Annotated in this window: 26 protein-coding genes; 15 read left to right on the top strand and 11 right to left on the bottom strand. The window is 65.1% G+C overall.

Going from position 1 to position 22,122, the window contains the following annotated elements; all coding sequences use genetic code 11:
• Positions 1 to 7: 7 nt before the first annotated feature.
• Complete coding sequence (locus AC58EF_RS04145; protein WP_497274746.1) at positions 8 to 2,626, bottom strand: EAL domain-containing protein; 2,619 nt, start codon at positions 2,624 to 2,626, stop codon at positions 8 to 10.
• A 223-nt stretch (positions 2,627 to 2,849) separates the two neighbouring features.
• A complete protein-coding gene (gene dnaN, locus AC58EF_RS04150; protein ID WP_497274747.1) occupies positions 2,850 to 3,974 on the bottom strand; it encodes a DNA polymerase III subunit beta in 1,125 nt (374 codons plus the stop codon).
• Between the two features lie 169 nt (positions 3,975 to 4,143).
• Between dnaN and AC58EF_RS04155 the strand changes: the two genes are divergently transcribed.
• The 4 genes from AC58EF_RS04155 to AC58EF_RS04170 all read left to right on the top strand — a co-directional run bounded on the left by AC58EF_RS04155 (position 4,144) and on the right by AC58EF_RS04170 (position 7,364).
• Positions 4,144 to 4,644: an invasion associated locus B family protein gene (locus AC58EF_RS04155; protein ID WP_497274749.1), complete on the top strand. Its 501-nt coding sequence runs from the start codon at positions 4,144 to 4,146 to the stop codon at positions 4,642 to 4,644.
• Between the two features lie 47 nt (positions 4,645 to 4,691).
• Positions 4,692 to 5,951 carry a dual-specificity RNA methyltransferase RlmN gene (rlmN, locus tag AC58EF_RS04160; RefSeq protein ID WP_497274751.1) on the top strand — a complete coding sequence of 420 codons (1,260 nt, stop codon included), beginning with the start codon at positions 4,692 to 4,694 and terminating at the stop codon, positions 5,949 to 5,951.
• A 182-nt stretch (positions 5,952 to 6,133) separates the two neighbouring features.
• Positions 6,134 to 6,928: a YkgJ family cysteine cluster protein gene (locus tag AC58EF_RS04165; RefSeq protein WP_497274753.1), complete on the top strand. Its 795-nt coding sequence runs from the start codon at positions 6,134 to 6,136 to the stop codon at positions 6,926 to 6,928.
• A 13-nt stretch (positions 6,929 to 6,941) separates the two neighbouring features.
• Positions 6,942 to 7,364, top strand: coding sequence for a hypothetical protein (locus tag AC58EF_RS04170; RefSeq protein ID WP_497274754.1), 423 nt, complete (start codon positions 6,942 to 6,944; stop codon positions 7,362 to 7,364).
• Between the two features lie 70 nt (positions 7,365 to 7,434).
• On the opposite strand, the gene AC58EF_RS04175 is transcribed toward AC58EF_RS04170, so the two are convergent.
• Positions 7,435 to 7,947 carry a porin family protein gene (locus AC58EF_RS04175; RefSeq protein ID WP_497274756.1) on the bottom strand — a complete coding sequence of 171 codons (513 nt, stop codon included), beginning with the start codon at positions 7,945 to 7,947 and terminating at the stop codon, positions 7,435 to 7,437.
• 326 nt (positions 7,948 to 8,273) lie between these two features.
• On the opposite strand from AC58EF_RS04175, the gene AC58EF_RS04180 reads away from it, so the two are divergent.
• From AC58EF_RS04180 to AC58EF_RS04210, 7 genes are all read left to right on the top strand, one after another.
• Positions 8,274 to 9,011: a cytochrome b/b6 domain-containing protein gene (locus tag AC58EF_RS04180; RefSeq protein ID WP_497274758.1), complete on the top strand. Its 738-nt coding sequence runs from the start codon at positions 8,274 to 8,276 to the stop codon at positions 9,009 to 9,011.
• Positions 9,008 to 9,754 (top strand): molybdopterin-dependent oxidoreductase, encoded by a 747-nt coding sequence (locus AC58EF_RS04185; protein WP_497274760.1) that lies wholly within the window; start codon positions 9,008 to 9,010, stop codon positions 9,752 to 9,754. Before AC58EF_RS04180 ends, AC58EF_RS04185 begins: the two co-directional genes overlap by 4 nt.
• Before the next feature lie 31 nt (positions 9,755 to 9,785).
• Positions 9,786 to 11,027 (top strand): class I SAM-dependent methyltransferase, encoded by a 1,242-nt coding sequence (locus AC58EF_RS04190; protein WP_497274762.1) that lies wholly within the window; start codon positions 9,786 to 9,788, stop codon positions 11,025 to 11,027.
• A 105-nt stretch (positions 11,028 to 11,132) separates the two neighbouring features.
• A complete protein-coding gene (locus AC58EF_RS04195) occupies positions 11,133 to 11,444 on the top strand; it encodes a hypothetical protein (protein WP_497274764.1) in 312 nt (103 codons plus the stop codon).
• Positions 11,445 to 11,569: 125 nt separating this feature from the next.
• Positions 11,570 to 11,992, top strand: a complete 423-nt coding sequence (locus AC58EF_RS04200; protein ID WP_497274766.1) for a DUF350 domain-containing protein — start codon at positions 11,570 to 11,572, stop codon at positions 11,990 to 11,992.
• 4 nt (positions 11,993 to 11,996) lie between these two features.
• Positions 11,997 to 12,827: a S1 family peptidase gene (locus tag AC58EF_RS04205; protein WP_497274767.1), complete on the top strand. Its 831-nt coding sequence runs from the start codon at positions 11,997 to 11,999 to the stop codon at positions 12,825 to 12,827.
• A 53-nt stretch (positions 12,828 to 12,880) separates the two neighbouring features.
• On the top strand, positions 12,881 to 13,156 hold the full coding sequence (locus AC58EF_RS04210; RefSeq protein ID WP_497274769.1) for a DUF3297 family protein: 276 nt from the start codon (positions 12,881 to 12,883) through the stop codon (positions 13,154 to 13,156).
• A 90-nt stretch (positions 13,157 to 13,246) separates the two neighbouring features.
• Here AC58EF_RS04210 and AC58EF_RS04215 read toward each other — a convergent pair whose 3' ends face one another.
• The 4 genes from AC58EF_RS04215 to AC58EF_RS04230 all read right to left on the bottom strand — a co-directional run bounded on the left by AC58EF_RS04215 (position 13,247) and on the right by AC58EF_RS04230 (position 16,303).
• Positions 13,247 to 13,939, bottom strand: coding sequence for a CHAP domain-containing protein (locus AC58EF_RS04215; protein ID WP_497274771.1), 693 nt, complete (start codon positions 13,937 to 13,939; stop codon positions 13,247 to 13,249).
• Positions 13,940 to 14,016: 77 nt separating this feature from the next.
• Positions 14,017 to 14,547: a CHAP domain-containing protein gene (locus tag AC58EF_RS04220; RefSeq protein WP_497274773.1), complete on the bottom strand. Its 531-nt coding sequence runs from the start codon at positions 14,545 to 14,547 to the stop codon at positions 14,017 to 14,019.
• 105 nt (positions 14,548 to 14,652) lie between these two features.
• The gene (gene recF, locus AC58EF_RS04225) at positions 14,653 to 15,723 is read right to left on the bottom strand and encodes a DNA replication/repair protein RecF (protein ID WP_497274979.1); all 1,071 of its coding nucleotides are present in this window, start codon (positions 15,721 to 15,723) and stop codon (positions 14,653 to 14,655) included.
• Positions 15,724 to 15,790: 67 nt separating this feature from the next.
• Positions 15,791 to 16,303, bottom strand: a complete 513-nt coding sequence (locus tag AC58EF_RS04230) for a hypothetical protein (RefSeq protein ID WP_497274775.1) — start codon at positions 16,301 to 16,303, stop codon at positions 15,791 to 15,793.
• 94 nt (positions 16,304 to 16,397) lie between these two features.
• Here AC58EF_RS04230 and AC58EF_RS04235 point away from each other — a divergent pair, with 94 nt between their 5' ends.
• Together AC58EF_RS04235 and AC58EF_RS04240 are read left to right on the top strand one after the other, a co-directional pair.
• The gene (locus AC58EF_RS04235) at positions 16,398 to 16,787 is read left to right on the top strand and encodes a VOC family protein (RefSeq protein WP_497274777.1); all 390 of its coding nucleotides are present in this window, start codon (positions 16,398 to 16,400) and stop codon (positions 16,785 to 16,787) included.
• A gap of 46 nt (positions 16,788 to 16,833) precedes the next feature.
• Positions 16,834 to 17,367, top strand: a complete 534-nt coding sequence (locus tag AC58EF_RS04240; protein WP_497274779.1) for a peroxiredoxin — start codon at positions 16,834 to 16,836, stop codon at positions 17,365 to 17,367.
• 54 nt (positions 17,368 to 17,421) lie between these two features.
• Here AC58EF_RS04240 and AC58EF_RS04245 read toward each other — a convergent pair whose 3' ends face one another.
• Positions 17,422 to 18,336: a dienelactone hydrolase family protein gene (locus AC58EF_RS04245; protein WP_497274780.1), complete on the bottom strand. Its 915-nt coding sequence runs from the start codon at positions 18,334 to 18,336 to the stop codon at positions 17,422 to 17,424.
• Between the two features lie 376 nt (positions 18,337 to 18,712).
• Between AC58EF_RS04245 and rplJ the strand changes: the two genes are divergently transcribed.
• Together rplJ and rplL are read left to right on the top strand one after the other, a co-directional pair.
• A complete protein-coding gene (gene rplJ, locus AC58EF_RS04250) occupies positions 18,713 to 19,228 on the top strand; it encodes a 50S ribosomal protein L10 (RefSeq protein ID WP_497274782.1) in 516 nt (171 codons plus the stop codon).
• Between the two features lie 69 nt (positions 19,229 to 19,297).
• Positions 19,298 to 19,675 carry a 50S ribosomal protein L7/L12 gene (gene rplL, locus AC58EF_RS04255; protein WP_497274784.1) on the top strand — a complete coding sequence of 126 codons (378 nt, stop codon included), beginning with the start codon at positions 19,298 to 19,300 and terminating at the stop codon, positions 19,673 to 19,675.
• Between the two features lie 97 nt (positions 19,676 to 19,772).
• Here rplL and msrA read toward each other — a convergent pair whose 3' ends face one another.
• From msrA to AC58EF_RS04270, 3 genes are all read right to left on the bottom strand, one after another.
• A complete protein-coding gene (gene msrA, locus AC58EF_RS04260) occupies positions 19,773 to 20,447 on the bottom strand; it encodes a peptide-methionine (S)-S-oxide reductase MsrA (protein ID WP_497274786.1) in 675 nt (224 codons plus the stop codon).
• A complete protein-coding gene (locus AC58EF_RS04265; protein WP_179044228.1) occupies positions 20,431 to 20,583 on the bottom strand; it encodes a hypothetical protein in 153 nt (50 codons plus the stop codon). The genes msrA and AC58EF_RS04265 overlap by 17 nt, the downstream gene beginning before the upstream one ends.
• Positions 20,584 to 20,896: 313 nt before the next feature.
• Positions 20,897 to 22,099 carry a pyridoxal phosphate-dependent aminotransferase gene (locus AC58EF_RS04270; protein ID WP_497274788.1) on the bottom strand — a complete coding sequence of 401 codons (1,203 nt, stop codon included), beginning with the start codon at positions 22,097 to 22,099 and terminating at the stop codon, positions 20,897 to 20,899.
• Positions 22,100 to 22,122 lie beyond the last annotated feature (23 nt).

Here is a 22,122-nt window from a genome sequence, read left to right on the forward strand (position 1 = left end):
CGCCCCGTCAGGAGGCCAGCGACCGGGATTGCGGCTGGCGCAGACCGGCGACGTCGACCGGGCCGGCAAACTCCACGCCCATCCGGTCGTCCTTCGACCAGCGCGCGGTCGCCTTCACCATCGTCTGCTCATTGAGTTCGATCGCGAACAGCGTGCCCGCCGGCACGTTCCACAGCCCTTCGATCAGCGCGCCGGTGGCGGAGATATTGCGGACACGTCCGGTATAGACATGACCGTCATGATGGACCTGGACGGTGCGCAGCATCGTCTTGCGCTCCTGCCGGCTCGATTGATAGCCGTTAGGCATCGCCGCCGTGCCGCCGCCGCGATGGGTGATGAGCACCAAATCGGAAGGCATCGGCTTGCCGTAGATATAGCCCTGGATATGGCTGCATCCCAGCTGGCGGATCAGTTCCAGCTCATCCTGTGTTTCCGCTCCCTCGGCGGTCGTATCCATGCCCAGCGCCTCGGCCAGGCTGACGATCGCCTTGATGATCGCGCTGTTGCGATTGCCCTTGATGGCGGCCCCGCGCACGAAGCTCTGGTCGATCTTGATCTTGTCGAACGGCGCCTTCTTCAGATAGCCGAGCGAACTATAGCCGGTGCCGAAATCGTCGAGCGCCAGCCGCACGCCCAGCGCCTTCAGCCGCGCGAACATGGAATCGGTGCCCGCGTCATCGTTTAGAAAGACGCTTTCGGTGATCTCCAGTTCCAGCCGCTCTGGGGCCAGTTGCGCCGCCGCCAGCGCGTTCATCACCGTGGAGGGAAAGCCCGGATTGGCGAACTGTGCCGGCGATACATTCACCGCCACGCGGATGCCGCCGGGCCATTGCGCCGCGTCGCGGCAGGCGGTGCGCAGCACCCATTCGCCGATCGGCGCGATCAGGCCGCTATCTTCGGCGATCGGCACGAACAAGGCTGGGGAAATCACCCCGCGCGTGGGATGGTTCCAGCGCAGCAGCGCTTCATAGCCGGTGATCTGCTCCGTCCGCGACGACACGACAGGCTGATAAACCAGATGCAGCCCGTCGGCGGCCAGCGCATGGCGCAAATCCTCCTCCAGCTTGCGCCGGTCCTCCGCATCGGCGTGCATGTCCGACGAATAGAAGCGATGCACGCCGCGCCCATCGCCCTTGGCCGCATAGAGGGCAAGGTCCGCGTTGCGGATCAGCGCATCGGCGGTGACGCCATCCTGTGGGCAGGAGGCGATGCCGATCGATACGCCGATCACCACCGCCGTCCCTTCGATCGAATAGGGCTGCGAGATGCCGGTGATGATCGTCTGCGCCAGATGGGCCAGTGCCGCCTGGTCCTGACGGCCCGGCAGGAGAATCTTGAACTCGTCGCCGCCCTGGCGCCCGACCAGCCCCTTGTCGCCAACCACGCGCTGGAGCCGCTGGCTGACCTGCCGCAGCAGCGCGTCGCCGGCGGGATGACCCAGCGTGTCGTTGACCGTCTTGAATCGGTCGAGATCGAGCATCATCAGCGCGCAGTCGCCCGGCCGTCCCTGACGCTCGGCCACAGCCTGCTCCAGTGAACGCAGCATCTGGATGCGGTTGGCAAGGCCCGTGAGCGAATCGAACTGGGCCAGTCGCGTCACCTCGGCCTGGCTGCGGCGCATTTCCGTAAGGTCGGTGCCGGACCCGCGAAAGCCGTGGAACTGATCATATTCGTTGAATACCGGCTGGCCGGAAATCGACCACCAGCGTTCTTCCTTCGACAGGGCGGCGCAGACGGCGATATCGGAAAAGCCGGTGCGGGCGGACAGATGGAAGCCCAAAGTCCGCTCGCCATCGCCCTGCTGCTTGTCGCCGTGACGGACGATCTGCGTGATGGGACGCCCGATCAGGCCGCCCATGGGCACCTCCAGCGTCTCAACCAATGTGTCCGAAATATAGGTGAGGCATCCGTGCCGATCGGTTTCCCAGAACCAGCCGCGCCCGGTGCGCTCATGTTCCTGCAGCAGCCGGTCGGACCGCTGGGCGCGCAGATCCTGTCGATGCAGCTCGATCGCGCGTTCACGATCGGCCGTAGCCTGTCGCACGGCGGCGATGGCCATCACGAAGACGCAGCTTGCCAGCAACCCGGCCTGAGTCACCTCCGCCTTCTCCACCACCGACACCAGCAGCGCGCCGAGAAAATAGACGATCCCCAGCAGCCGGCGGTCGCCGAAGATGCATACGGCGAGCAGCGCCACCGCCAGTTCGGGCACCGCCGCGAGGAAGATCGCATCCGACGCGGCCGTCGGTTGGCTGTTCAGCCAGAGGCTGTAAGTAAGGCCCGACAGGAACAGCATCGGCAGCATCAGCCAATTCTGCACATGCGGCATCAACCGCTGGAACGGCGCCTGGCGCGGCAGGATCATCAATGTGCCGTCGACCAGCAGCATCGTCGCGAGCAAGATCGCCTGCCGGACATCGCCGTCCCGGTAGAAGGGCAGGTTGAGCACGGCGACGACGCAGATTTTGGCGAGCAGGATCAGCGGCCACAGCCGCGCGATATGGACGAAGGCGCCCGAAATCCACGACGCCGCCACTTCCGTGCCGCTCCGCGCCAGCCCGAGCGCCATCATCAGGGTGATGGGGCTGGCCGGACCATCGGATCGGTGGGCGCGCACGAAGGACATGCGTCCTCCATTAGCAACCAGTCATTGACAGAGAATTACTTCACCGCCGCCAATAATGCGCCACGACGAAGCTGCGATCGCCTGGAGCATTTTCAAGTCGGGCTTTACGGTCAACGGCCCGGCAAAGGCTTCATCAAGAAAGACAAAAGCATTTCACCATGCGCGGACATGCTCTTGCAACAGGCTTGAGGCGCGCGGCATCGAACCGTCCAGGCCGGTCGCGTCAGACGCGCATCGGCATCAGCACATAGAGCGCGGGGCTGGCGTCGCTTTCGCGGATCAGCGTCGGCGCGGCTGCGTCGGCCAGATGAAGTTCGACCAGGTCGGTGTCGATCTGGCCGAGAATATCCAGCAGATAGCGCGCGTTGAAGCCGATGTCGAAACCCTCGCCCTGGAAGGCGCCGGGCACTTCTTCGGCCGCGGTGCCATTTTCGGGGCTGGTGACGGACAGGGTGATGCGGTCCTTGTCCAGACTCATCTTGACCGCGCGGGTCTTTTCGGTGGCGATGGTCGCGACGCGGTCCACGCCCTCCTCGAAGCTGCGCGGATCGATCTTGAGCAGCTTGTCGTTCGCGGTTGGAATGACCCGGCTATAATCGGGGAAGGTGCCGTCGATCAGCTTGCTGGTCAGGATCGCGCTGCCCAGCCCGAAGCGGATCTTGCTGGCGGACAGGCTGACCTGCACCGAACCCTCGACCTCGTCGAGCAGCTTGCGCAGTTCGCCGATGCACTTGCGGGGCACGATGATGCCCGGCATCCCGTCGGCGCCGTCGGGCCGCGGCACGGTGACGCGGGCAAGGCGATGGCCGTCGGTGGCGGCCGCCTTCAGCACGGGCTGACCGCCGGAACTGGCGTCTTCGGCGACATGGAAATAGATGCCGTTCAGATAATAGCGCGTTTCCTCGGTCGAGATGGCGAAGCGCGTCTTGTCGATGATCTGCTTGAGCGTCTCGGCCGGCAGTTCGAAGCTGGTGGGCAGGTCGCCCTCCGCGATCACCGGGAAATCGTCGCGCGGCAGGGTCGACAGGTTGAAGCGGGCGCGGCCCGCCTGGATCAGCATCTTGCCCTCGGCCGCCTGCAACGACACCTGGCTGCCTTCGGGCAGCTTGCGAGCAATGTCGAACAATGTGTGGGCGGAAATGGTGGTGGCACCTGCCTGTTCCACCTGGGCCGACACGCTTTCCACCACCTGGAGGTCGAGATCGGTCGCCATCAGCTTGATCGCACCATCGGCCGACGCTTCGATCAGCACGTTGGACAGGATCGGAATCGTATTGCGCCGCTCGACCACCGACTGGACGTGGCTCAGGCTCTTGAGGAGCGTTGCGCGTTCGATGGTGGCCTTCATGTCCCTGTTCTGTCCGTTCTTTTAAGCCTTTAGCCAGGAATTCGGTCGAATCCCGGCGACAATGATGGATGCTTCTTCATAACCACTGTTGCGGCCCCTGCAAGCGTCGCCTTCACCCTTTCGCGTCGGCGTGCTTGCAAAAGCGAACGGCTTGGGCTTTGCCGTGGTCATGCGCCGCGCCCTCGCTCTCCCGATCCTGTTCCTGCTCGCGGCGACGCCCGCAGCGGCACGCGATTCACTTGGCATTTTCGAGGGATGGGGCGCCTTTCGCGATCCCGGCGGCAGTCAGAACGGGCCGCGCTGCTACGCCATAGCCGAACCGGTGGTGCGGCGCGGACAGGCGCGCAGGGGCTTCGCCTCGGTCGGCAACTGGCCGCGCCAGCGGGTGCGCGGGCAGCTCCACATCCGTCTCAGCCGCGCCCGCGCGCCGCAGGCGCCGGTGACATTGAGTGTCGGAGAACGCCGCTTCACATTGGTCGCGGGCCAGGTCGACGCCTGGGCGTCCGACGCCCGCAACGACGCGCAGATCATCGCCGCGATGCGCTCCGCCCGCAGCATGAGCGTGCAGACGGTCGGCGCGGACGGGCGTGCCTTTGCGGACTCTTATGCCCTGCGTGGGGCGGCGACGGCGATCGATGCGGCGGCGCTGGGATGCGCGCGGCTGCGCTGATGTAACAGTCCTTTAAAAATCCGCGCAAATCGACTATGTGCGCGGCCATGCAGACAGCCGCCAGCCCCCTGATGCCGATTCCCGGCGCTATCGATCCTGTGCCCGTGCCCCGCGCAGTGACGCCCCGTGAAGATGGGCGCATCGACCTGATGGGCCTGTCGCGCCCGCAGATCAAGGGAGCGCTGGAGGAAGCGGGGCTGGACGTCAAGGCGGCCAAGCTGCGCTCCAAGCAGCTGTTCCACTGGCTCTATCATCGCGGCGTCACCGATTTCGAAGCAATGACCGACCTTGCCAAGCCGATGCGCGGCTGGATGGCCGAACGCTTCGTCGTCGGCCGGCCGCAGGTGGTGGAGGCGCAGGTGTCGAGCGATGGCACCCGCAAATGGCTGCTCCGCTCGGACGACGGCCAGGATTATGAAATGGTCTTCATCCCCGATGCGGATCGCGGCACGCTGTGCGTGTCCAGCCAGGTCGGCTGCACGCTCAATTGCAGTTTCTGCCATACCGGCACGATGCGACTGGTGCGCAACCTGACGCCGGGCGAGATCGTCGGCCAGGTCATGCTGGCGCGCGACGCGCTGGGCGAATGGCCCAAGGGCAGCATGGCGTCCGCCAATGACGATGAGTCGGACGAAGCGTCGCAATATACGCCGGACGGCCGGATGCTCACCAACATCGTGATGATGGGCATGGGCGAGCCGCTCTATAATTTCGATCATGTCCGCGACGCGCTGAAGGTGGTGATGGACGGCGACGGCCTGGCCCTGTCGAAGCGCCGCATCACCCTGTCGACCAGCGGCGTCATCCCGATGATGGCGCGCGCGGGCGAGGAGATCGGCGTGAACCTTGCCGTATCGCTCCATGCCGTGACCAAGGATGTGCGCGACGAACTGGTGCCGCTCAATCGCAAGTTCGGCATCGAGGAATTGTTGCAGGCCTGCGCCGACTATCCCGGCGCCAACAATGCCCGCCGCATCACCTTCGAATATGTGATGATCAGGGACAAGAATGACAGCGACGAGGATGCCCGCGAACTGGTCCGCCTGCTGCGCAAATATAAGCTGCCGGCCAAGGTCAATCTGATCCCGTTCAATCCCTGGCCCGGCACCGACTATGAATGTTCGACGCCCGAGCGGATCAGGCGCTTTTCCGACATCGTGTTCGAAGGCGGCATCAGCGCGCCGGTACGCACCCCGCGCGGTCGCGACATCATGGCCGCCTGCGGGCAGCTCAAGTCGGCGAGCGAGAAGAAGAGCAAGGCGGAAATGAAGCGCCTGGCCGAGGAAAAGCAGGCCGCGCTCGGATGATGCGCCGCCGGTCCCTGCGTCAGACGCCCGCTTGACCGCAAGGGGAAAAGCGGCCTAGCGGCGATGAATGGCCCGATCCGGTGGATCGGCACAGCCTGCCCGACTCTGAAAAAGAAGCGGGAAGGCGCCGTTTCAGGGTGCCGCGTGGGGCGACACCCGTCTCCAACAGCCGGGTCGCACCGATGAACGCACCACGCCAAGACGAAACGGACTTCGAAGCCGCCTTGCGCTTTTCCTGCACATCCTGTGGCAGATGCTGCAACGGCCTGCGCCTGCTCCTGAGCCTGTCGGAAGCGGTCAGCTGGCTGGAACATGGCGGGCGGGTCGAACTGCTGTGCGATGCCGCGCCGGCCCTGCCCTTCGCGGAAGGATCGAGCGAAGCCTATCGCGCCGCGCGTGCCGTGCCGGCGACAAGCCACAAGCTGCCGGTGACGATCGCCGTGACATTGACCGCGGTCTTCGAAGGCCCCTGCCCCAATCTGCAACCCGACATGCGCTGCGGCGCCTATGATCGACGCCCCAATGCCTGTCGCATCTATCCCGCTGAAATCCGCCCCGACCGCGCGATCGTGCCGGCCGAAAAACTGTGCCCGGACGAGGCCTGGGACGCCAGACAGCCGGTTTTCGTCCACCCCGCGACCGGCATCGCCGATGACGTGACCGCCATTGCGATCGACCGCGCACGAAGCGCGGGGATCGAGGATGTCGATCGCAAGGCCCGCCTGCTGGCCCTTCTCGGCATCGACCAGGCCGCGCTCGCCAATGAAGGCTATGCGATCTGGAAGCCGGCGTCCGACCTGCTGCTGGAGACACTGCGCACCGTCATCGCGGCGGACCTGCCGGAGGAAGGAGAGCCGCTGCGGTTCCAGATCGTCTCTCCGCGCGAGGATACGCGGCGCATGATCGCGCAGGCCGAGGGCGCCGACGCCCCGCCCGATCCCGCGCGCGGCTACGATTATCTGCCGCTCTACGCCTGAGCTGGGAGGCAGCATGACGGACGAGGAGATGGCGGCGCTGGCCGAAGCCTTTCTGGCCTGCGCCCTGCCCAAGGAACGCTGGACCCATGAGGCGCATTTCGCGACGGCGCTGTGGCTGATGCTGCGACGGCCCGACATCCAGCCGGAACGCGACATGCCCGGCATGATCCGCCGCTATAATGAAAGCGTCGGCGGGGTGAACAGCGACACGGGCGGCTATCATGAGACGATCACCCAGGCGTCGCTGCATATGGCCCGCCACCTGCTGGCCGGCCTGCCCGCCGACGCCACGCCCGCGAACGCCCTCGTCGCGCTGATGGCCTCGCCGCTCGGGGACAAGGACTGGCCCTTCATCTACTGGTCGCGCGATCGGCTGATGTCGGTGGCGGCGCGACGCGACTGGGTGGCGCCGGACTTGCAATCGTTGCCTACATAGAAAGCTGCCGGCATAGAAAAAGGGCGGCCCCTTGCGAGGCCGCCCTTTCCCTGTATCCGATCGAGAGGGATCAGAAACGGAAGCCGACGCCAACCAGGCCGGCGTCACGGCCGCCAATGTTGGCTTCATATTCGCTGCGCTGATATTCGGCCGAGATATAGGTGTTCGGGGTCACGGCATATTCCAGACCGCCGCCGTAACGCACGCCTTCGAACGACCCGCCGGCGCCGCCGACGTCGATACGGGTGTTGGCGTAGCCGACCTTGCCGAAGGCCAGGATCTGCGGGGTCAGCGTGTAGCCAAGGCGGACCGAAGCGGCCAGGTCGCGGCTGACTTCCGCACCGGCGCCGGCGCTGGTGGTGCTGTCGCTGAACGAAACTTCGGGGCCGAAGGTCACGCGGGGGGTGACGGCCAGGTCATAGCCGGCGGTCACGCCATAGGTGAAGCCGTCGCGACCGTCGAACTTGTCATAGCCCATGATGACGCCTGCGCGCGGCCCGGTGAAGGGAGCGGCATCCTGAGCGAAAGCAGGAGCGGAGAAAGCAGCGGCAGCAGCAATCGCTGCGAAAATCACAGTCTTCATAAAGTCCTCGATATTATTCTTGTCGCCGTGATTTAGATGTTCATCCGGCGTTCAGGTTAGATGCAAAGCAACCATGAACTTATTCTCATGATTCCTCCTGCTTCTTTTCTCCTCATTATCAGAGAGAAAAGAGCGCTATCCGCATCTTGATTGCGCAGGGGTCATCTAGGATCGTCAAATAGATTTGCAAAGGGGTTCGAACTTTATTTCAATCAATTTCAGCACTTGTGTTGCAAAACGGTTACAGCCCGCCTTGCGCACCCTTGACAATGACCGACTCCGGGGCCGGCTCTGGACCACCGCCGAAAATCCGATAGGATCGCGCCATGAACAGCCCGGTAGACAGCGCCAATGCGATCGTCAGGCGGCACCGCCTGTCCACCCGGCTATGGCATTGGCTGAACGCGCTGCTGCTCTATGTCCTGTTCACCAGCGGCCTCGGCATCTTCAACGCCCATCCCCGACTCTATTGGGGACAATATGGCGCCAATTACGATCATGCCTGGCTGGTGCTCGATCGCTTTCCCGGCTGGATCACCCTGCCCGGCCATTACAGTCTGGCGCTGTCGCGCCACTGGCATCTGGCGGCCGCGCCGATCTTCGCCTTCGCGCTGCTTTTCTACATGCTCTGGAGCCTCGCCAACCGGCATATCACCCGCGACCTCGCCTTCCGCCGCAGCGAGCTGGCGCCGCGCCATGTCTGGCGGGACATAAAGGATCATGCCCGGCTGCGCTTCCCCACCGGCGAGGCGGCGTTGCGCTACAATGTCCTTCAGAAGGCGAGCTATATCGGCGTGATCTTCGTCGCGCTGCCGCTCGTCATCCTGACCGGCCTTACCATGTCGCCGGGCATGAACGCGGCCTGGCCCTGGCTGGTCGAACTGTTCGGCGGGCGGCAGTCGGCCCGGTCGATCCATTTCCTCACCGCCTTCGCGCTGGTCGCCTTCTTCCTCGTCCATATCCTCATGGTGCTGCTCGCCGGGCCGGTGAACGAGCTGCGGTCGATGATCACCGGCCGCTATCGCCTGCCGAAGGCGCGGTCCGGGGTCGGGGCGGGGGCATGATCCTCACCCGCCGCACCCTCCTCCTCGGCGCCACCGCGTCGCTCGCGGGCTGCGATCGGTTGGCCCGCAACGAAGGCTTCCGCGAGGCGCTCTTTTCCGCCGAGAATTTCCACAAATGGGCGCAGCGCGGCCTGATGGCCGGCGACGCGCTGGCGCAGGAGTTCCGGCCCGACCAGATCTCCCCCTTCTTCCGCGCCAACGGCACCGCCAATCCGAATACGCCCGCCTATAAGGCGATCTGGCGTGGCGGCTTCGCCGACTGGCGGCTGCGCGTCGACGGGCTGGTGGCGCGGAGATTGTCGCTTTCGCTGTCGCAGTTGCGCAGCCTGCCCCATCGCGAACAGATCACCCGGCATGACTGCGTCGAGGGCTGGAGCGCAATCGGCAAGTGGCGCGGCGTGCCCCTGAAGACCATTCTCGACGGCGCAGGCCTGCGCGATCGTGCGCGCTACCTCGTCTTCCACTGTGCCGACACCATGGGCAGCGGCCAGCCCTATTATGAAAGCATCGACCTCATCGACGCCTTCCATCCCCAGACCATCCTCGCCTTCGCGCTCAACGACCGGCCGCTGTCGGTCGCCAACGGCGCGCCGCTGCGCCTGCGGGTCGAACGGCAGCTGGGCTACAAGCACGCCAAATATCTGATGCGGATCGAGGCCGTGGAGAGCCTTTCCGGCGTCGGCAAGGGCAAGGGCGGATATTGGGAAGACCATGCCGGCTATGACTGGTATGCGGGCATTTGACGCCTGCGAAACGACATGACAAGGTAGCGGCATGAAACTGTTTGAACGTGTTCTCAAGCGGTTGGTCACACGTGGCCAGCTTACCGTCCACTATGCCAATGGAGGCAGCTTCACCATCGGACATCCCGATCCGGCCTTCCCCAATCTGGCGCTGCGCTTCAAGGACGGGCGCGTTCCGCTCGACATCATCAAGGATCCGCGGCTCGGCATGGCCGAAGCCTGGATCGACGGCCGCGTCGGCATAGAAGGTGGCGGCATCATGGAATTCGTGTCCATGATCCGCGCCAACAATCCCTGGGAGCAGGGCCGCTCCATCGACGCCAAGAGCTTCGTCAGCCGCAGTTTCAAGTCCGCCCGCCAGAAATTTTGGCGGTTGAATCACAAGAGCCGGTCCAAGGCCAACGTCGCCCATCATTATGATCTGTCGGGCGCGCTCTACGCCCTCTTCCTCGACCGCGACCGCCAATATAGCTGCGCCTATTTCCCCGATGCCGACAATGAAGCCGGCATCAGCCTGGAACAGGCGCAGGAGGACAAGAAGGCGCATATCGCCGCCAAGCTGCACCTGAAGCCCGGCATGAAGGTGCTGGACATCGGCTGCGGCTGGGGCGGGATGGCGCTCTATCTGCATCGCACCTGCGGCGTCGACGTCACCGGCATCACCCTGTCGGAAGAACAGTTGAAGGTCGCGCGCCAGCGCGCCGAGGAAGCGGGCGTCGCCGACCATGTCCGCTTCGAACTGATCGACTATCGCGACATGCAGGGGCCGTTCGACCGGATCGTGTCGGTCGGCATGTTCGAGCATGTCGGCACCGCCCATTTCCGCACCTTCTACAATAAGTGCCGCGAATTGCTGGCGCCCGACGGGGTGATGCTGATCCACACGATCGGCCGCGTCGACGGGCCGGGCATCACCGACGCCTTCACCCAGAAATATATCTTCCCCGGCGGCTATATCCCCGCTTTGTCGGAGATGATCCAGGGCAGCGAGGGGACGCGCCTGATGGTGACGGACGTGGAGGTGCTGCGCATCCATTACGGCCTCACCATCCGCGAATGGTACAAACGGACCCTGGCGCACAAGGCGGACATCGTCGCCCTCTATGACGAGCGCTTCTTCCGCCTCTGGACCTTCTACCTCGCCGGCGCGGCGACTGTGTTCGAACATGGCGGCATGGTGAATTACCAGGTCCAGTATGTCCGCGACCGCCGCACCCTGCCCATTACCCGCGACTATATGCAGGAGGCGGAGGCGGCGCTGCGGGGACGCTGATCCGCATTAACCATCGCTGACAGCCATGTTCCCGGACGGTTCAGTCGACGGCGCGCATTCTCCCCTCCATGCCCCCACGCGGGGGGCTTAGGAGGAGAGAAGGACATGAACCTGTTTTGGAAGGGCGCGGCGGCGCTGACCCTCGCCATTGCCGGACTCGGCGCGGCGGCGGTTCCCGCCCAGGCCCAATATTATGGCAATCATGGCTGGCGCGGCGACCGGGACGGTCGCTGGGACCGGCGTTGGGATGATCGTCGTCGCTGGGACGACCGGCGGCACTGGCGCGGCGACCGGCGCGACTGGCGGGGTCATCGCGGCTATTACCGCTCCAATTATCGCTATCGCCAGCGTTGCTGGACCGAATGGCGCTATGACTATTATCGCGACCGCGACGTGCGGGTGCGCATCTGCCGCTGACCCTCACACCCGTTGGCTTCGGGCGAAGGCGAGACGCCGACTCATCATGCGTCTCGCCTTCGCCCGATGCCAACGGCCACTGAACATCGATTGAACCCAAGCGCGGGTTGCGGCATTGCATCGGCATGACCGATCCCACGCCCGTGATTCAGAGCCTGCTGTCGGGCCTGCCTGTCCTGCTGCTGCACCTTGGCAGCGCCACCCTGGTCTGGCTGGCGGCGCTCGCCCTCTATCTGTGGATCACCCCGCATGACGAGTTCGCGCTGATCCGCGCCGGGAACGAGGCGGCCGCCATCTCGCTCGGCGGGGCGGCGATCGGCCTGGCGATACCGCTCGGCTTCTGCCTCGCCGGATCGGTCAATGTCTGGGATATCGTCATCTGGGGCAGCGTCACGCTGGTCCTGCAACTCATCGCCTTCCGGCTCGTCGATTTCCTGCTTGGCACCCTGTCCGCCCGGATCGAGGCGAATGAGCGATCCGCCGCGATCTTCCTCGCCATGATGAAGGCGGCGATCGCCTGCCTCACCGCCGCCGCGGTGGCGGGCTGAACCGATGGCGCGCGGGGGTTGCGGCTGCCTGCCCTTCGCCTTGGCCGGCCTTTTGCTGGTCGTCTGGCTGGGGCAGGATATCGCACCGCCGCTGCAGGTCGAGCAATATGATCCGCGCTCACCCCGTCGCCCGCTGCCGCAATGGGGCGACGAGCAGTTCGTGATCGAGGACCGGCCCGGCGGCCCGGCCGATGCGATGGGCACCGCCTTCGCGGTCGATCGCGACGGCGCCTGGCTGACCGCCGAGCATGTCACCCATGGCTGCACCCGCATCGGGCTGGAGGATGGCCGCTTCGCCCGGCCGGTGTCCAGCGTCGTGGAAAGCCGGGAGGCGGATGCCGCACTGGTGCGCGACGGCCTGCCCAGCCGGGACGCGCTGCCGCTATCGGACCGCACGCCGCAGCCCGGCACGCCCGGCTATCATATGGGCTTCCCCGCCGGCGAGCCGACTCTGGTCGTGTCCGAGCTGATCGGCGCCGCCAGCGCGCGACGCGGCCGCAGCGAACTTACCCAGCCTGTTCTGGCCTGGGCGGAAAAGAGCCGCATTCCCGAAGGCGACGGCACGCTGTCGGGGATCAGCGGCGGCCCGATCTTCGCCGAGGACGGCCATGTCGTCGGCGTCAACAGCGCCTCGACCGACCGGCGCGGACGCATATTGACCACCGCGCCCGACGCCATGACCCGCCTTATCGTCGCCAGCCGCGCGGTGGACGAACATCCCGTCGCCTATCCCTTCGTCGGCCTGGCCGATGCCGAGAATCGCTTCTCCGCCTGGCTGGACCAGGGCGTCATCCGCCGCATCTTCTGCGACGTGGACGAACTGCGCGGCGGTTGACGAAAGCGGCGCGCAGACGCTAGGCGCGACGCAACATTTCAAGGAATTCGACCATGAGCGACACGCCACCCGACCATCTGTCCACCAATCCGCGCAGCCCCCATTTCGACATGGACGTGTTGCAGCGCGGCATCGGCATCCGCTTCAAGGGCCGCGAGCGCAAGGATGTCGAGGAATATTGCATTTCCGAAGGCTGGATTCGCGTCGCCGCCGGCAAGACCCGCGACCGCCACGGCAATCCGCTGACGATCAAGCTGACCGGCGAGGTCGAGGCCTGGTTCGAAAACCCGGCCGAAGACGAAGAAGGCAAGGCCGCCGACGCCGAATAAGCAAATGGAAAAGGGCGCCGAACCGGGCGCCCTTTTTTTTGCGGACGATTTGAGGTTCGTCCGGAGCGATCCCTCCAGAGGTCATCTCGCTCAGTTCATCATCGTGTCGCGCTTCACATCAGCGATGATGGCGCTGAGCGTCCGTTCCGCCGGAGCAGTATCGGCATATTCGATCACGCCCATGTCGGTTTCCAGCCGCGGCATCGCCTTGCGCGCGACCTTCACCGGCACGGCACGCGCAACCGCGGGTTTCTCGTCCCAGCCATCCCTATCCGCTTTGGCAAAACGCACGCTTTCGCCCAGCGACGGATCGGGGATGAAATCATGCAGTTTCGCCTTGGCCGGATAGATGAAGCCATAGGTGGGATTGATCCGCGCGCCCATCTGGCCGGTCGGACTGTGCCAGACGCGCACCTGGCTCCAGTCCCCCTCTTCGGACACGTCGATCGCCAGCACATCTTCCTCGATCGCGCCGGGCGCCGACCAGTTGGCGTGCCGGATCAGCACCCGCCGGTCGTCCAATATCCGGCTGACCACCGCGACATGGCCGAGCGTCATCGGGCCATAGGGCCGGAAGGCCAGCACCGCGCCCTTCTTCGGCTTGTGGCCGCGCTTATATTGCCCCTCGGCCTGATCCCACCAGGTCAGCGCATCGCCGCGCAACGCCACGCCCGACACGGTGCGGGCATAGGGCACGCATTGCAGCATCGCCGCGCCAAAGGCAGGCGCAGCCATCAGCCCGGACAACAGCAACGCCGCCGCCCAGCTCGTCTTTCCAATCATCTGCGATCCCGAAACGTCAAGAACCGCCCCACCGGGGACGATTCTAGAGCCGGGATGATTGGGAAAAGGTTAACGGCTCAGAAAGCAGCGCGAAGGCCTGCGCCACCGCCATTGTCGGCCGAAGCCACGCGGACCGGCTGGTCGGCGACCTTCGGCGCGGTGGCATAGATGAAGCCATTGGCCGGGTTGGAGCGCAGGCCCAAGCCACCGATCGGGCCATACCATACGCGCACGTCGGTCCAATCATTGTTGGGCGACACATCGACAGCACGAACGTCGCGCTCGATGCCGCCGCGATAGGACCAGTTGGCATGGGTCAGCAGCACTTCGCGGTCGCTGACCACCTTGCTCACCATGGCGACATGGCCGACGGGCATGGAACGGCTGGACGAAAAGGACAGGACGGCGCCGACGCGCGGCTCATGGCCACGGTCATAACGACCTTCGGCCTGGCTCCACCAGCTGTTCGCATTGCCATGAATGTCGATGCCCGAAACCTGACGGGCGAAGGGCGCACACTGCAGCACGCCAGCCGAGGCGGGAAGGGCGATCAGGGTCGAGAGCGCAAGAAAAGATGCCGCGAAAAGCGCGCGAAGACCAACGAACATCCGATTGCGACCCCGACTTTTTAAGAGCTTAACCCCGTTGCGGCTCTTAGGGCAGACGCCGGTCGAACCGACAAGCATGGGGCGACGAGTCGTTTGATCGTTGCGTTATGCTGCGGAACGAAAAACGTGGCCAGCCGTTACCGTCAGCCGTGTTGCTGACGACAAGGCACTGAAAAGGCTGGATTCAGTCCCCGTCATCCACACTTGCCCCCCCGTATCGGCCAAACGGTCGAACAGCGCGGCCCGCCGCGACGGATCGAGATGCGCCGCCACTTCGTCCAGCAACAGCACGGGCGGCTGGCCCCGGTCGGCGGCGACCAGCGCGGCGTGGGCGAGCAGGATGGAGAGCAGCAGCGCTTTCTGCTCCCCGGTCGAACAGAGCGCCGCGGCCCGCCCCTTGGCGACATGGGTGACGGCCAGGTCATGCCGGTGCGGGCCGGACAGGGTGCGCCCCGCCGCCGCATCGCGCCGCCGTTCGCGGCCCAACCGGGAGCCAAGCGATTCATCCCCCTCCTCCTCACCCTCGATCGCGATCAGCGGCCGGGCGAACGGTTCGTCGGGCTGGTCCGCCAGCACATGATTCAGCCGCGCCACGAGATCGGCGCGCGCGCCGGCCAGCGCCGCGCCATGCTGGCCCATCTGCGCCTCCAGCGCGGTCAGCCAGACCGGATCGGCCCGCCGCAGGTCGGTCAGCAGCCGATTGCGCGCCCGCATCGCCGCATCATAGCGTGCGCTGTGCGCGGCATGGCTCGGATGCAGCGCCAGCGTCAGCCGGTCGAGGAAACGACGCCGGCCGCCGGGGCTGTCGAGGAACAGCCGGTCCATCGCCGGTGTCAGCCAGACGATCGAGAGATGGTCAGCCAGCGCATTGGCGGAGGAAGCGACGCCACCGATCCGCACCTGCCGCCGGTCGGGACTGGCGGGCGCAACGCCGGTGCCCAGTACCACCCCGTCCACCTCCGCCGCGATGCCAAAGCCCCCCGCGCCCTCCTGCCGCGCCATGGCGGACAGCGGCATGCCGCGCAGGCCGCGCCCCGGCGCCAGCATCGACACGGCTTCCAATATGTTGGTCTTGCCCGCGCCATTGTCGCCGGTCAGCAGGATGAAGGCGTGATCGGGCAGGATCAGCGCATCCGCATGGTTGCGGAAATCGCTCAGGGTCAGGCGGCCGATCATCGGGTGGCTGTAGCGGGGAGTGGGCGCTTGGGGAAGCGACAAGCGCCTTCCCTGAACGGAGCGAGGATCAGCAGCGCTTGCGCGTCACCGCCGTGCCATCGTTGACGATGGTCAGCGTCTTGCCGTCCGCGGAGCGCCGCATGTGCAGAGTCCGGGTCCAGCTTTGCCCCTCGCCGGTGAAGGCCGCCTCCACCGCGATTTTGCCGTCACCGTCTTCGCGCACCGCTTTCACGGCGCCGACGCTTTCGTGGAAGACCAGTTCATCGGGCGCGATCGACAGTTCCAGATCGGCGGCGCGATCGCCGCAGCGCTCGTCCATTCCCGTCCAGCGTCCCTGTAGAGAGGCGGGGATCAGCCCGTCAGGCGCGGCGGGCGGTGGCGGCGTATCGATCGCCGGCGGCGGTTCGATCGGCGTGATCCTGTTGGCGGGTGTCGGCCCATCCCTGATTTCGGGCAGCGTCTCGTCGATGATGTTCGAGACGACACCGGGCTTCCGTTCCTGCCGTTCCTCCTTCTGGTTGCAGGCGGCGACCGAGAACAAGGGCAACAGCAGGGACAGGAGCGGAACGATCTTTCGCATGATGCGAAAACCCGCTTGCCCGCCTCCCGGTTCCCCGCATGACTCGGGATTGCCGCCATGGTAGGAACAGGCGGCAGTCAGGGGAGTCGACGTCATGCCGGTGCTTGGAATGGGCGGCCTGTTCTTCCGTTCGCGCGATCCCGAGGCGCTGGCCGCCTGGTATCGCACGCATCTGAATGTCGGCGGCGGCTGTGTCGCCGATCCGGCGGCGAAGGCGAATGAATGGGTGTGGCAGACGCTGGGCGGGCCGATGGTCTTCGCCCCGTTCAAGGCCGACAGCGACTATTTCGCCGCCGACAAACAGTTCATGATCAATTTCCGCGTGTCCAACCTCGACGCGCTGCTGGCGGACTTGCGCGCGGCGAAGGTTGAGATCATCACCAAGCCCGAATGGGACGATCCGCAAGTCGGCCGTTTTGCCCGCATTCACGATCCAGAGGGCAATGCGATCGAATTGTGGGAACAGCCCACCCCGTCCGCCTGACTTTTGGCCGCCCGACTTTTGGCCGCCTGAACATTGGAGTCCCCTGATGAAGCGCCTGCCTCTCCTTTTCGCCGCCGCTGCCGTCACCCTCATGCCGGGCGCCGCCGTCGCCGCGCTCGCCGTCGGGGCCCAGGCGCCCGACTTCACCACCCGCGGCGCGCAGGCGGGCAAAACCTTCACCCTGACCCTGTCCCACCAGCTGAAGCACGGGCCGGTGGTGCTCTATTTCTTCCCCAAGGCGTTCACGCCGGGCTGTTCGGCCGAAGCGCGCGAGTTCGCGGAGAATATCGACAAGTTCAAGGCGGCGGGCGCGACCGTCATCGGCATGTCGGCCGATCCGGTGGAGGATCTCGTCGCCTTCTCGACCAAGGAATGCGCGGGCAAGTTCGCCGTCGCCTCGGCCGGCCCCGGCATCGTGTCGGGTTATGACGTGGCGCTCAAGATGCGGCCGGGCATGACCGACCGCACCTCCTATGTCATCGCGCCGTCGGGCCGCATCGCCTTCGTCCATAGCGAGATGAACTATGCCGGCCATGTGAAGAGCACGCTGGCCGCGGTGGAGGCGATGAAGGGGAAATAGGACGCACTTCGAGCGTGTCGAGAAGCACGCCTCTCGACACGCTCGAGGAGATATTCAACCCTTCACATATTTGCCGAACCAGCCGAGCGTTTCGGCCCAGGCCGTCTTGGCCGCCGCCTCATTATAGCTGGGGCGATAGTCGGCCATGAAGCCATGGTCCGCGCCCTTGTGCACGGTGATGGCGTCGGGCGGCGACTTGCCCGCCTTGGCGAGCGCGGCCCGCATCACCTCGACATCGGCCTGGGGGATACCCTTGTCCAGCTCGCCATATTGGCCCAGCACCGGCGCCTTGAGCTTCCCGACCTCCTCGACCGCGCTCAGCGGTTGCAACGCGGTCTTGTCCGTCACCAGCCGGCCATAGAAGGCGACGCCCGCGTCGAGATCGGCGCTGTGCGCGGCGTAGAGCCAGACGATCCGCCCGCCCCAGCAGAAGCCGGTGATGCCGCGCCGCTTCGCGTCGCTGCCATGGCTACCCGCCCAGGCATAGGTGGTGTCGATGTCGGTCAGCACCTGCGCATCGGGCGCCTTCGACACGATCGTGCCGATCAGCTGCTTGAAGTCGGCGACCTTTGTCGCGTCGCCATGGCGGGCGAACAGGTCAGGCGCGATGGCGTAATAGCCCGCCTTGGCGAAGCGGCGGCAGATGTCGCGAATCCATTCATGCACGCCGAAAATCTCATGCACCACGACGATCACCGGCGCGCTCTTCCCGCCCGCTGGCCGCGCGACGAAGGCCGGCATGGCGAAACCGTCGCTCGCGGGGATGGAGACAGTCTCCTCCGTCAGCCCCTCGCCCGACGTCTGCACCGCGCTGCTCGCGACCGGGCGACAGGCCGCCGCGAACCCGGCGGCAAAGGCGCCCCCGGCCAGCACATGGCGGCGCTGCAATCCGGTCGCGCCGATCCAGTTGCGATCTTCGGGCAGGCGATCGGGCGCAGCCCCCGCATCCTCATTTCCGTCGCTGGTCATCGGCACGCTCCTCTTCCCATGGTTGAGATGGGGCAGACTAAGGGCTGGACGCGGAAACGGAAGGGCAGTCGTGCGCTCCATCGCCGAGATTCTGCGTGACAAACCTCCCTCTTTCCACTAAAGGCCCGCCCAGCAGACCCCCCAGGGTCTTCCGTCCGAGACAGTTGGTGAAGGGAATCTGCCCTTCTTAATCTCCAGCCTAGACGGGGAAAAGTTCTTTGCCGAACGGGCCATGCGCCCGATTCGGGTCTGCCTGTTTCCCATGGATGCGGGCCAGTCGATCTCTCCCCTTCGGACCTAGTGCCCCATGCCGCATGGCGTGGGTTTAGTCGTTCGCCAAGCGCCAAGCGAAGCGGACATGAAGTGGAGTAATGGCATGGATCGTAATCAGAAAGCTGAGGTCGTTTCCGCGCTGAACGCAGAGCTGGCAGAAGTTGGCGTGGTCGTCGTGACCCGCAACCTCGGCATGACCGTCGCCCAGTCGACCGTCCTGCGCCAGAAGATGCGCGAAGCCGGTGCGTCCTACAAGGTTACGAAGAACCGCCTCGCCCGTATCGCCCTTGACGGCACCAGCTACACCGGCATCAGCGACCTGCTGACCGGCCCGGTTGGCCTCGCCATCTCGGCCGATCCGGTCGCCGCCGCCAAGGTTGCGATCGATTTCGCCAAGACCAACGACAAGCTTGAGATCGTTGGCGGCGCGATGGGCGAAGTGCTGCTCGATGCGGAAGGCGTCAAGGCGCTCGCATCGATGCCGTCGCTGGATGAACTGCGTGCGAAGATCGTCGGGCTGCTCGTTGCACCCGCGACCAAGCTCGCAACCGTCACCCAGGCACCGGCTGCGCAGCTTGCGCGCGTCTTCAACGCCTATGCGGAGAAGGAAGCCGCCTGAGCGGCCTCTCATCCGATTTTTTGACCCTCATCTGACGGGGCATATCGCCCCAAATAAGGAATTAGACAAATGGCAGACATCAACGCTCTGGTCGACCAGCTCTCGGCCCTCACCGTCCTCGAAGCCGCCGAGCTGTCGAAGGCTCTCGAAGAAAAGTGGGGCGTTTCGGCCGCCGCCGCTGTTGCCGTTGCCGGCCCCGCCGCTGGCGCCCCGGCTGCCGCCGCTGCTGAAGAGCAGACCGAATTCGACGTCGTCCTGACTGGCGACGGCGGCAAGAAGATCAACGTCATCAAGGAAGTCCGCGCCATCACCGGCCTGGGCCTGACCGAAGCCAAGGCTCTGGTCGAAGGCGCTCCGAAGGCCGTCAAGGAAGGCGTGAACAAGGACGAAGCCGAAAAGATCAAGAAGCAGCTGGAAGAAGCCGGCGCGACCGTCGAGCTGAAGTAATCGGAACAGCCCCGCTCACAAGGCGGGGTGAACCGATCCGGTTCCAGCCGGCAAATGGGGCGGCGCCTTCGGGTTGCCGCCCTTTTTCTTGCTCCGATCAGGCCGACGGCTTTTCCCGATAGAGCGTGGGGAACATCGCCTTGAGCGCGGCGACCTTGGGCTTGTCCCAGCGCAATATATAGGGATGCAGCGGGTTCTTTCGCAGGAAATCCTGATGGTCGCTCGCTGCATCCTGGAAACCGGTGAACGGTTCGACCCGCGTCACGATCGGATCGCGCCACAGGCCCGCCTTGCCAAGCTGGACCAGATAGGCGCGCGCCGCCTTGTCCTGTTCGGCGTTCAGGGGGAAGAGCGCGCTGCGATATTGGGTGCCGCTGTCGGGACGCTGATAATTGAGCGTGGTCGGATCGGCGATCACCGAAAAGAAGATGCGCATCAATGCGCCGTAGCTGACCTGCGCGGGGTCATAGGTGACGCGCACCGACTCGGCGAAGCCGGTGTCGCCTCCGCTCACTGTCTCATAATCGACGCGACGCCCCTTCGGCCCGCCGGCAAAGCCGGATACGGCGAGACGGACGCCCTTGACGTGGGAAAAGACGCCCTCGACACCCCAATAGCAACCGCCGGCGAAGATCGCGGTTTCCAGCTTGCGGGTCGAGGCGGCATCCAGGGCCGGAACCGGGGCGAGGACCGGGCGCTCCGCGCGCGCGGGCGAAGCGGCGGCGAGCGCCGCTGTAAAAAGGAAGATAAGGGCCTTAGAGCGCCGTTCCATTGGTCGTGGTCGCCGCGACGGCGGTGGTGCTCAGCATCGGCGGTTCCGACGGCTGCAACAGAAACATGCCGACAGCGCCGATCGCAAACCCGCCCAGAAAGCGCAGGAACAGGTCGGATTTCAAAAATGCCATCATGGCAGTGCCTTTCTCACAGTCCTTTTCGGCCAACTCGGCCTTGCGGTTACGCGCCAGCGCCTTGCCCCTGCCTGAACCGGCTCAACCGCGGGAGCGGCTTTCGACCAATGCAAACCAGTCAACGACGAAGGAGTGAACCCTAAATCAGTTTCTTTGCGCAACGGGCATATAGAGGCCGCGGGGCCAATCACAAGACGGCGCGGTCGGAAAAGAACCGTTTCCATTTCATGACAGAAGGAAAAGCCGGCATTCGCACGCCGGCTGCTTCCCGTGACGGGCATGGGTCCACCCCGTCCGCGATGAGGCGGATGGCCTATTTCAGCGCGGCGCAGGCTTCCTGAATCCGGGTGCAGGCCTTCTGCAGCACTTCGTCCGATGTCGCGTAGCTGATGCGGAAGGCCGGCGACAGGCCGAAGGCGGCACCATGGACGGCGGCGACCTTGGCTTCATCCAGGAAATAGCCGATCAGCGCCTCGTCACTGGTGATGACTTCGCCCTTGGGCGTCGTCTTGCCGATCAGGCCGCTGGCGTCGGGATAGACGTAGAAAGCGCCTTCAGGCGTCGGGCAATCGAGGCCCGGCGCGTCGTTCAGCATGGCGACGACCATGTCGCGGCGCTTCTTGAACACGCTGTTGCGTTCTTCTAGGAAATCCTGCGGGCCGGTCAGGGCGGCGACGGCGGCGGCCTGGCTGATCGAGCAGGGATTGCTGGTCGACTGCGACTGAAGCTTGCTCATCGCCTTGATGATCCATTCGGGACCACCGGCGAAACCGATGCGCCAGCCGGTCATGGAGAAGGCCTTGGAGCAGCCATTGACCGTCAGGGTGCGGTCATAGAGGTCCGGGCAGACCTGCGCGATGGTGGCGAAGGGGGTCGAGGCGTACCAGACATGCTCATACATATCGTCGGTCATCACCAGCACATGGGGATGGCGCAGCAGCACGTCGGCCAGCGCCTTCAGTTCATCGGCTGAATAGGCGGCACCCGACGGGTTGGAGGGCGAGTTCAGCATGACCCATTTGGTGCGCGGCGTGATCGCGGTGTCCAGCTGGGCAGCGGTGATCTTGTAGCCCTGCGACGCCGGGCCTTCGATGAACACGGGCGTGCCGCCCGCGAAGTTCACGATGTCGGGATAGCTGACCCAGTAGGGCGCCGGGATGATGACCTCATCGCCCGCATCGACGGTCGCGACCAGCGCATTGAACAAAGTGTGCTTGCCGCCCGAATTCACGCTGATCTGGCTACGCTTGTAGAGGAGGCCATTGTCGCGCTTGAACTTGAAGGCGACGGCTTCCTTGACGTCGGCGGTGCCGTCGACATCGGTGTAGCGGGTCAGATTCTTGCGGATCGCCTCGATCCCTGCCTCTTTCACGAAATCGGGGGTGTCGAAATCCGGTTCACCGGCCGAAAGTCCAATGACGTCCACGCCTTCGGCTTTGAGCGCGTTCACGCGGGCGCTCATGGCGAGCGTGGCGGACGGCTGGATGCGACCCAAGGCGGCGGAAGTCTGGCTCATGGTAATAAACTTTCTCCAGAGCG

The organism is Sphingobium sp. WR1, from assembly GCF_059693745.1.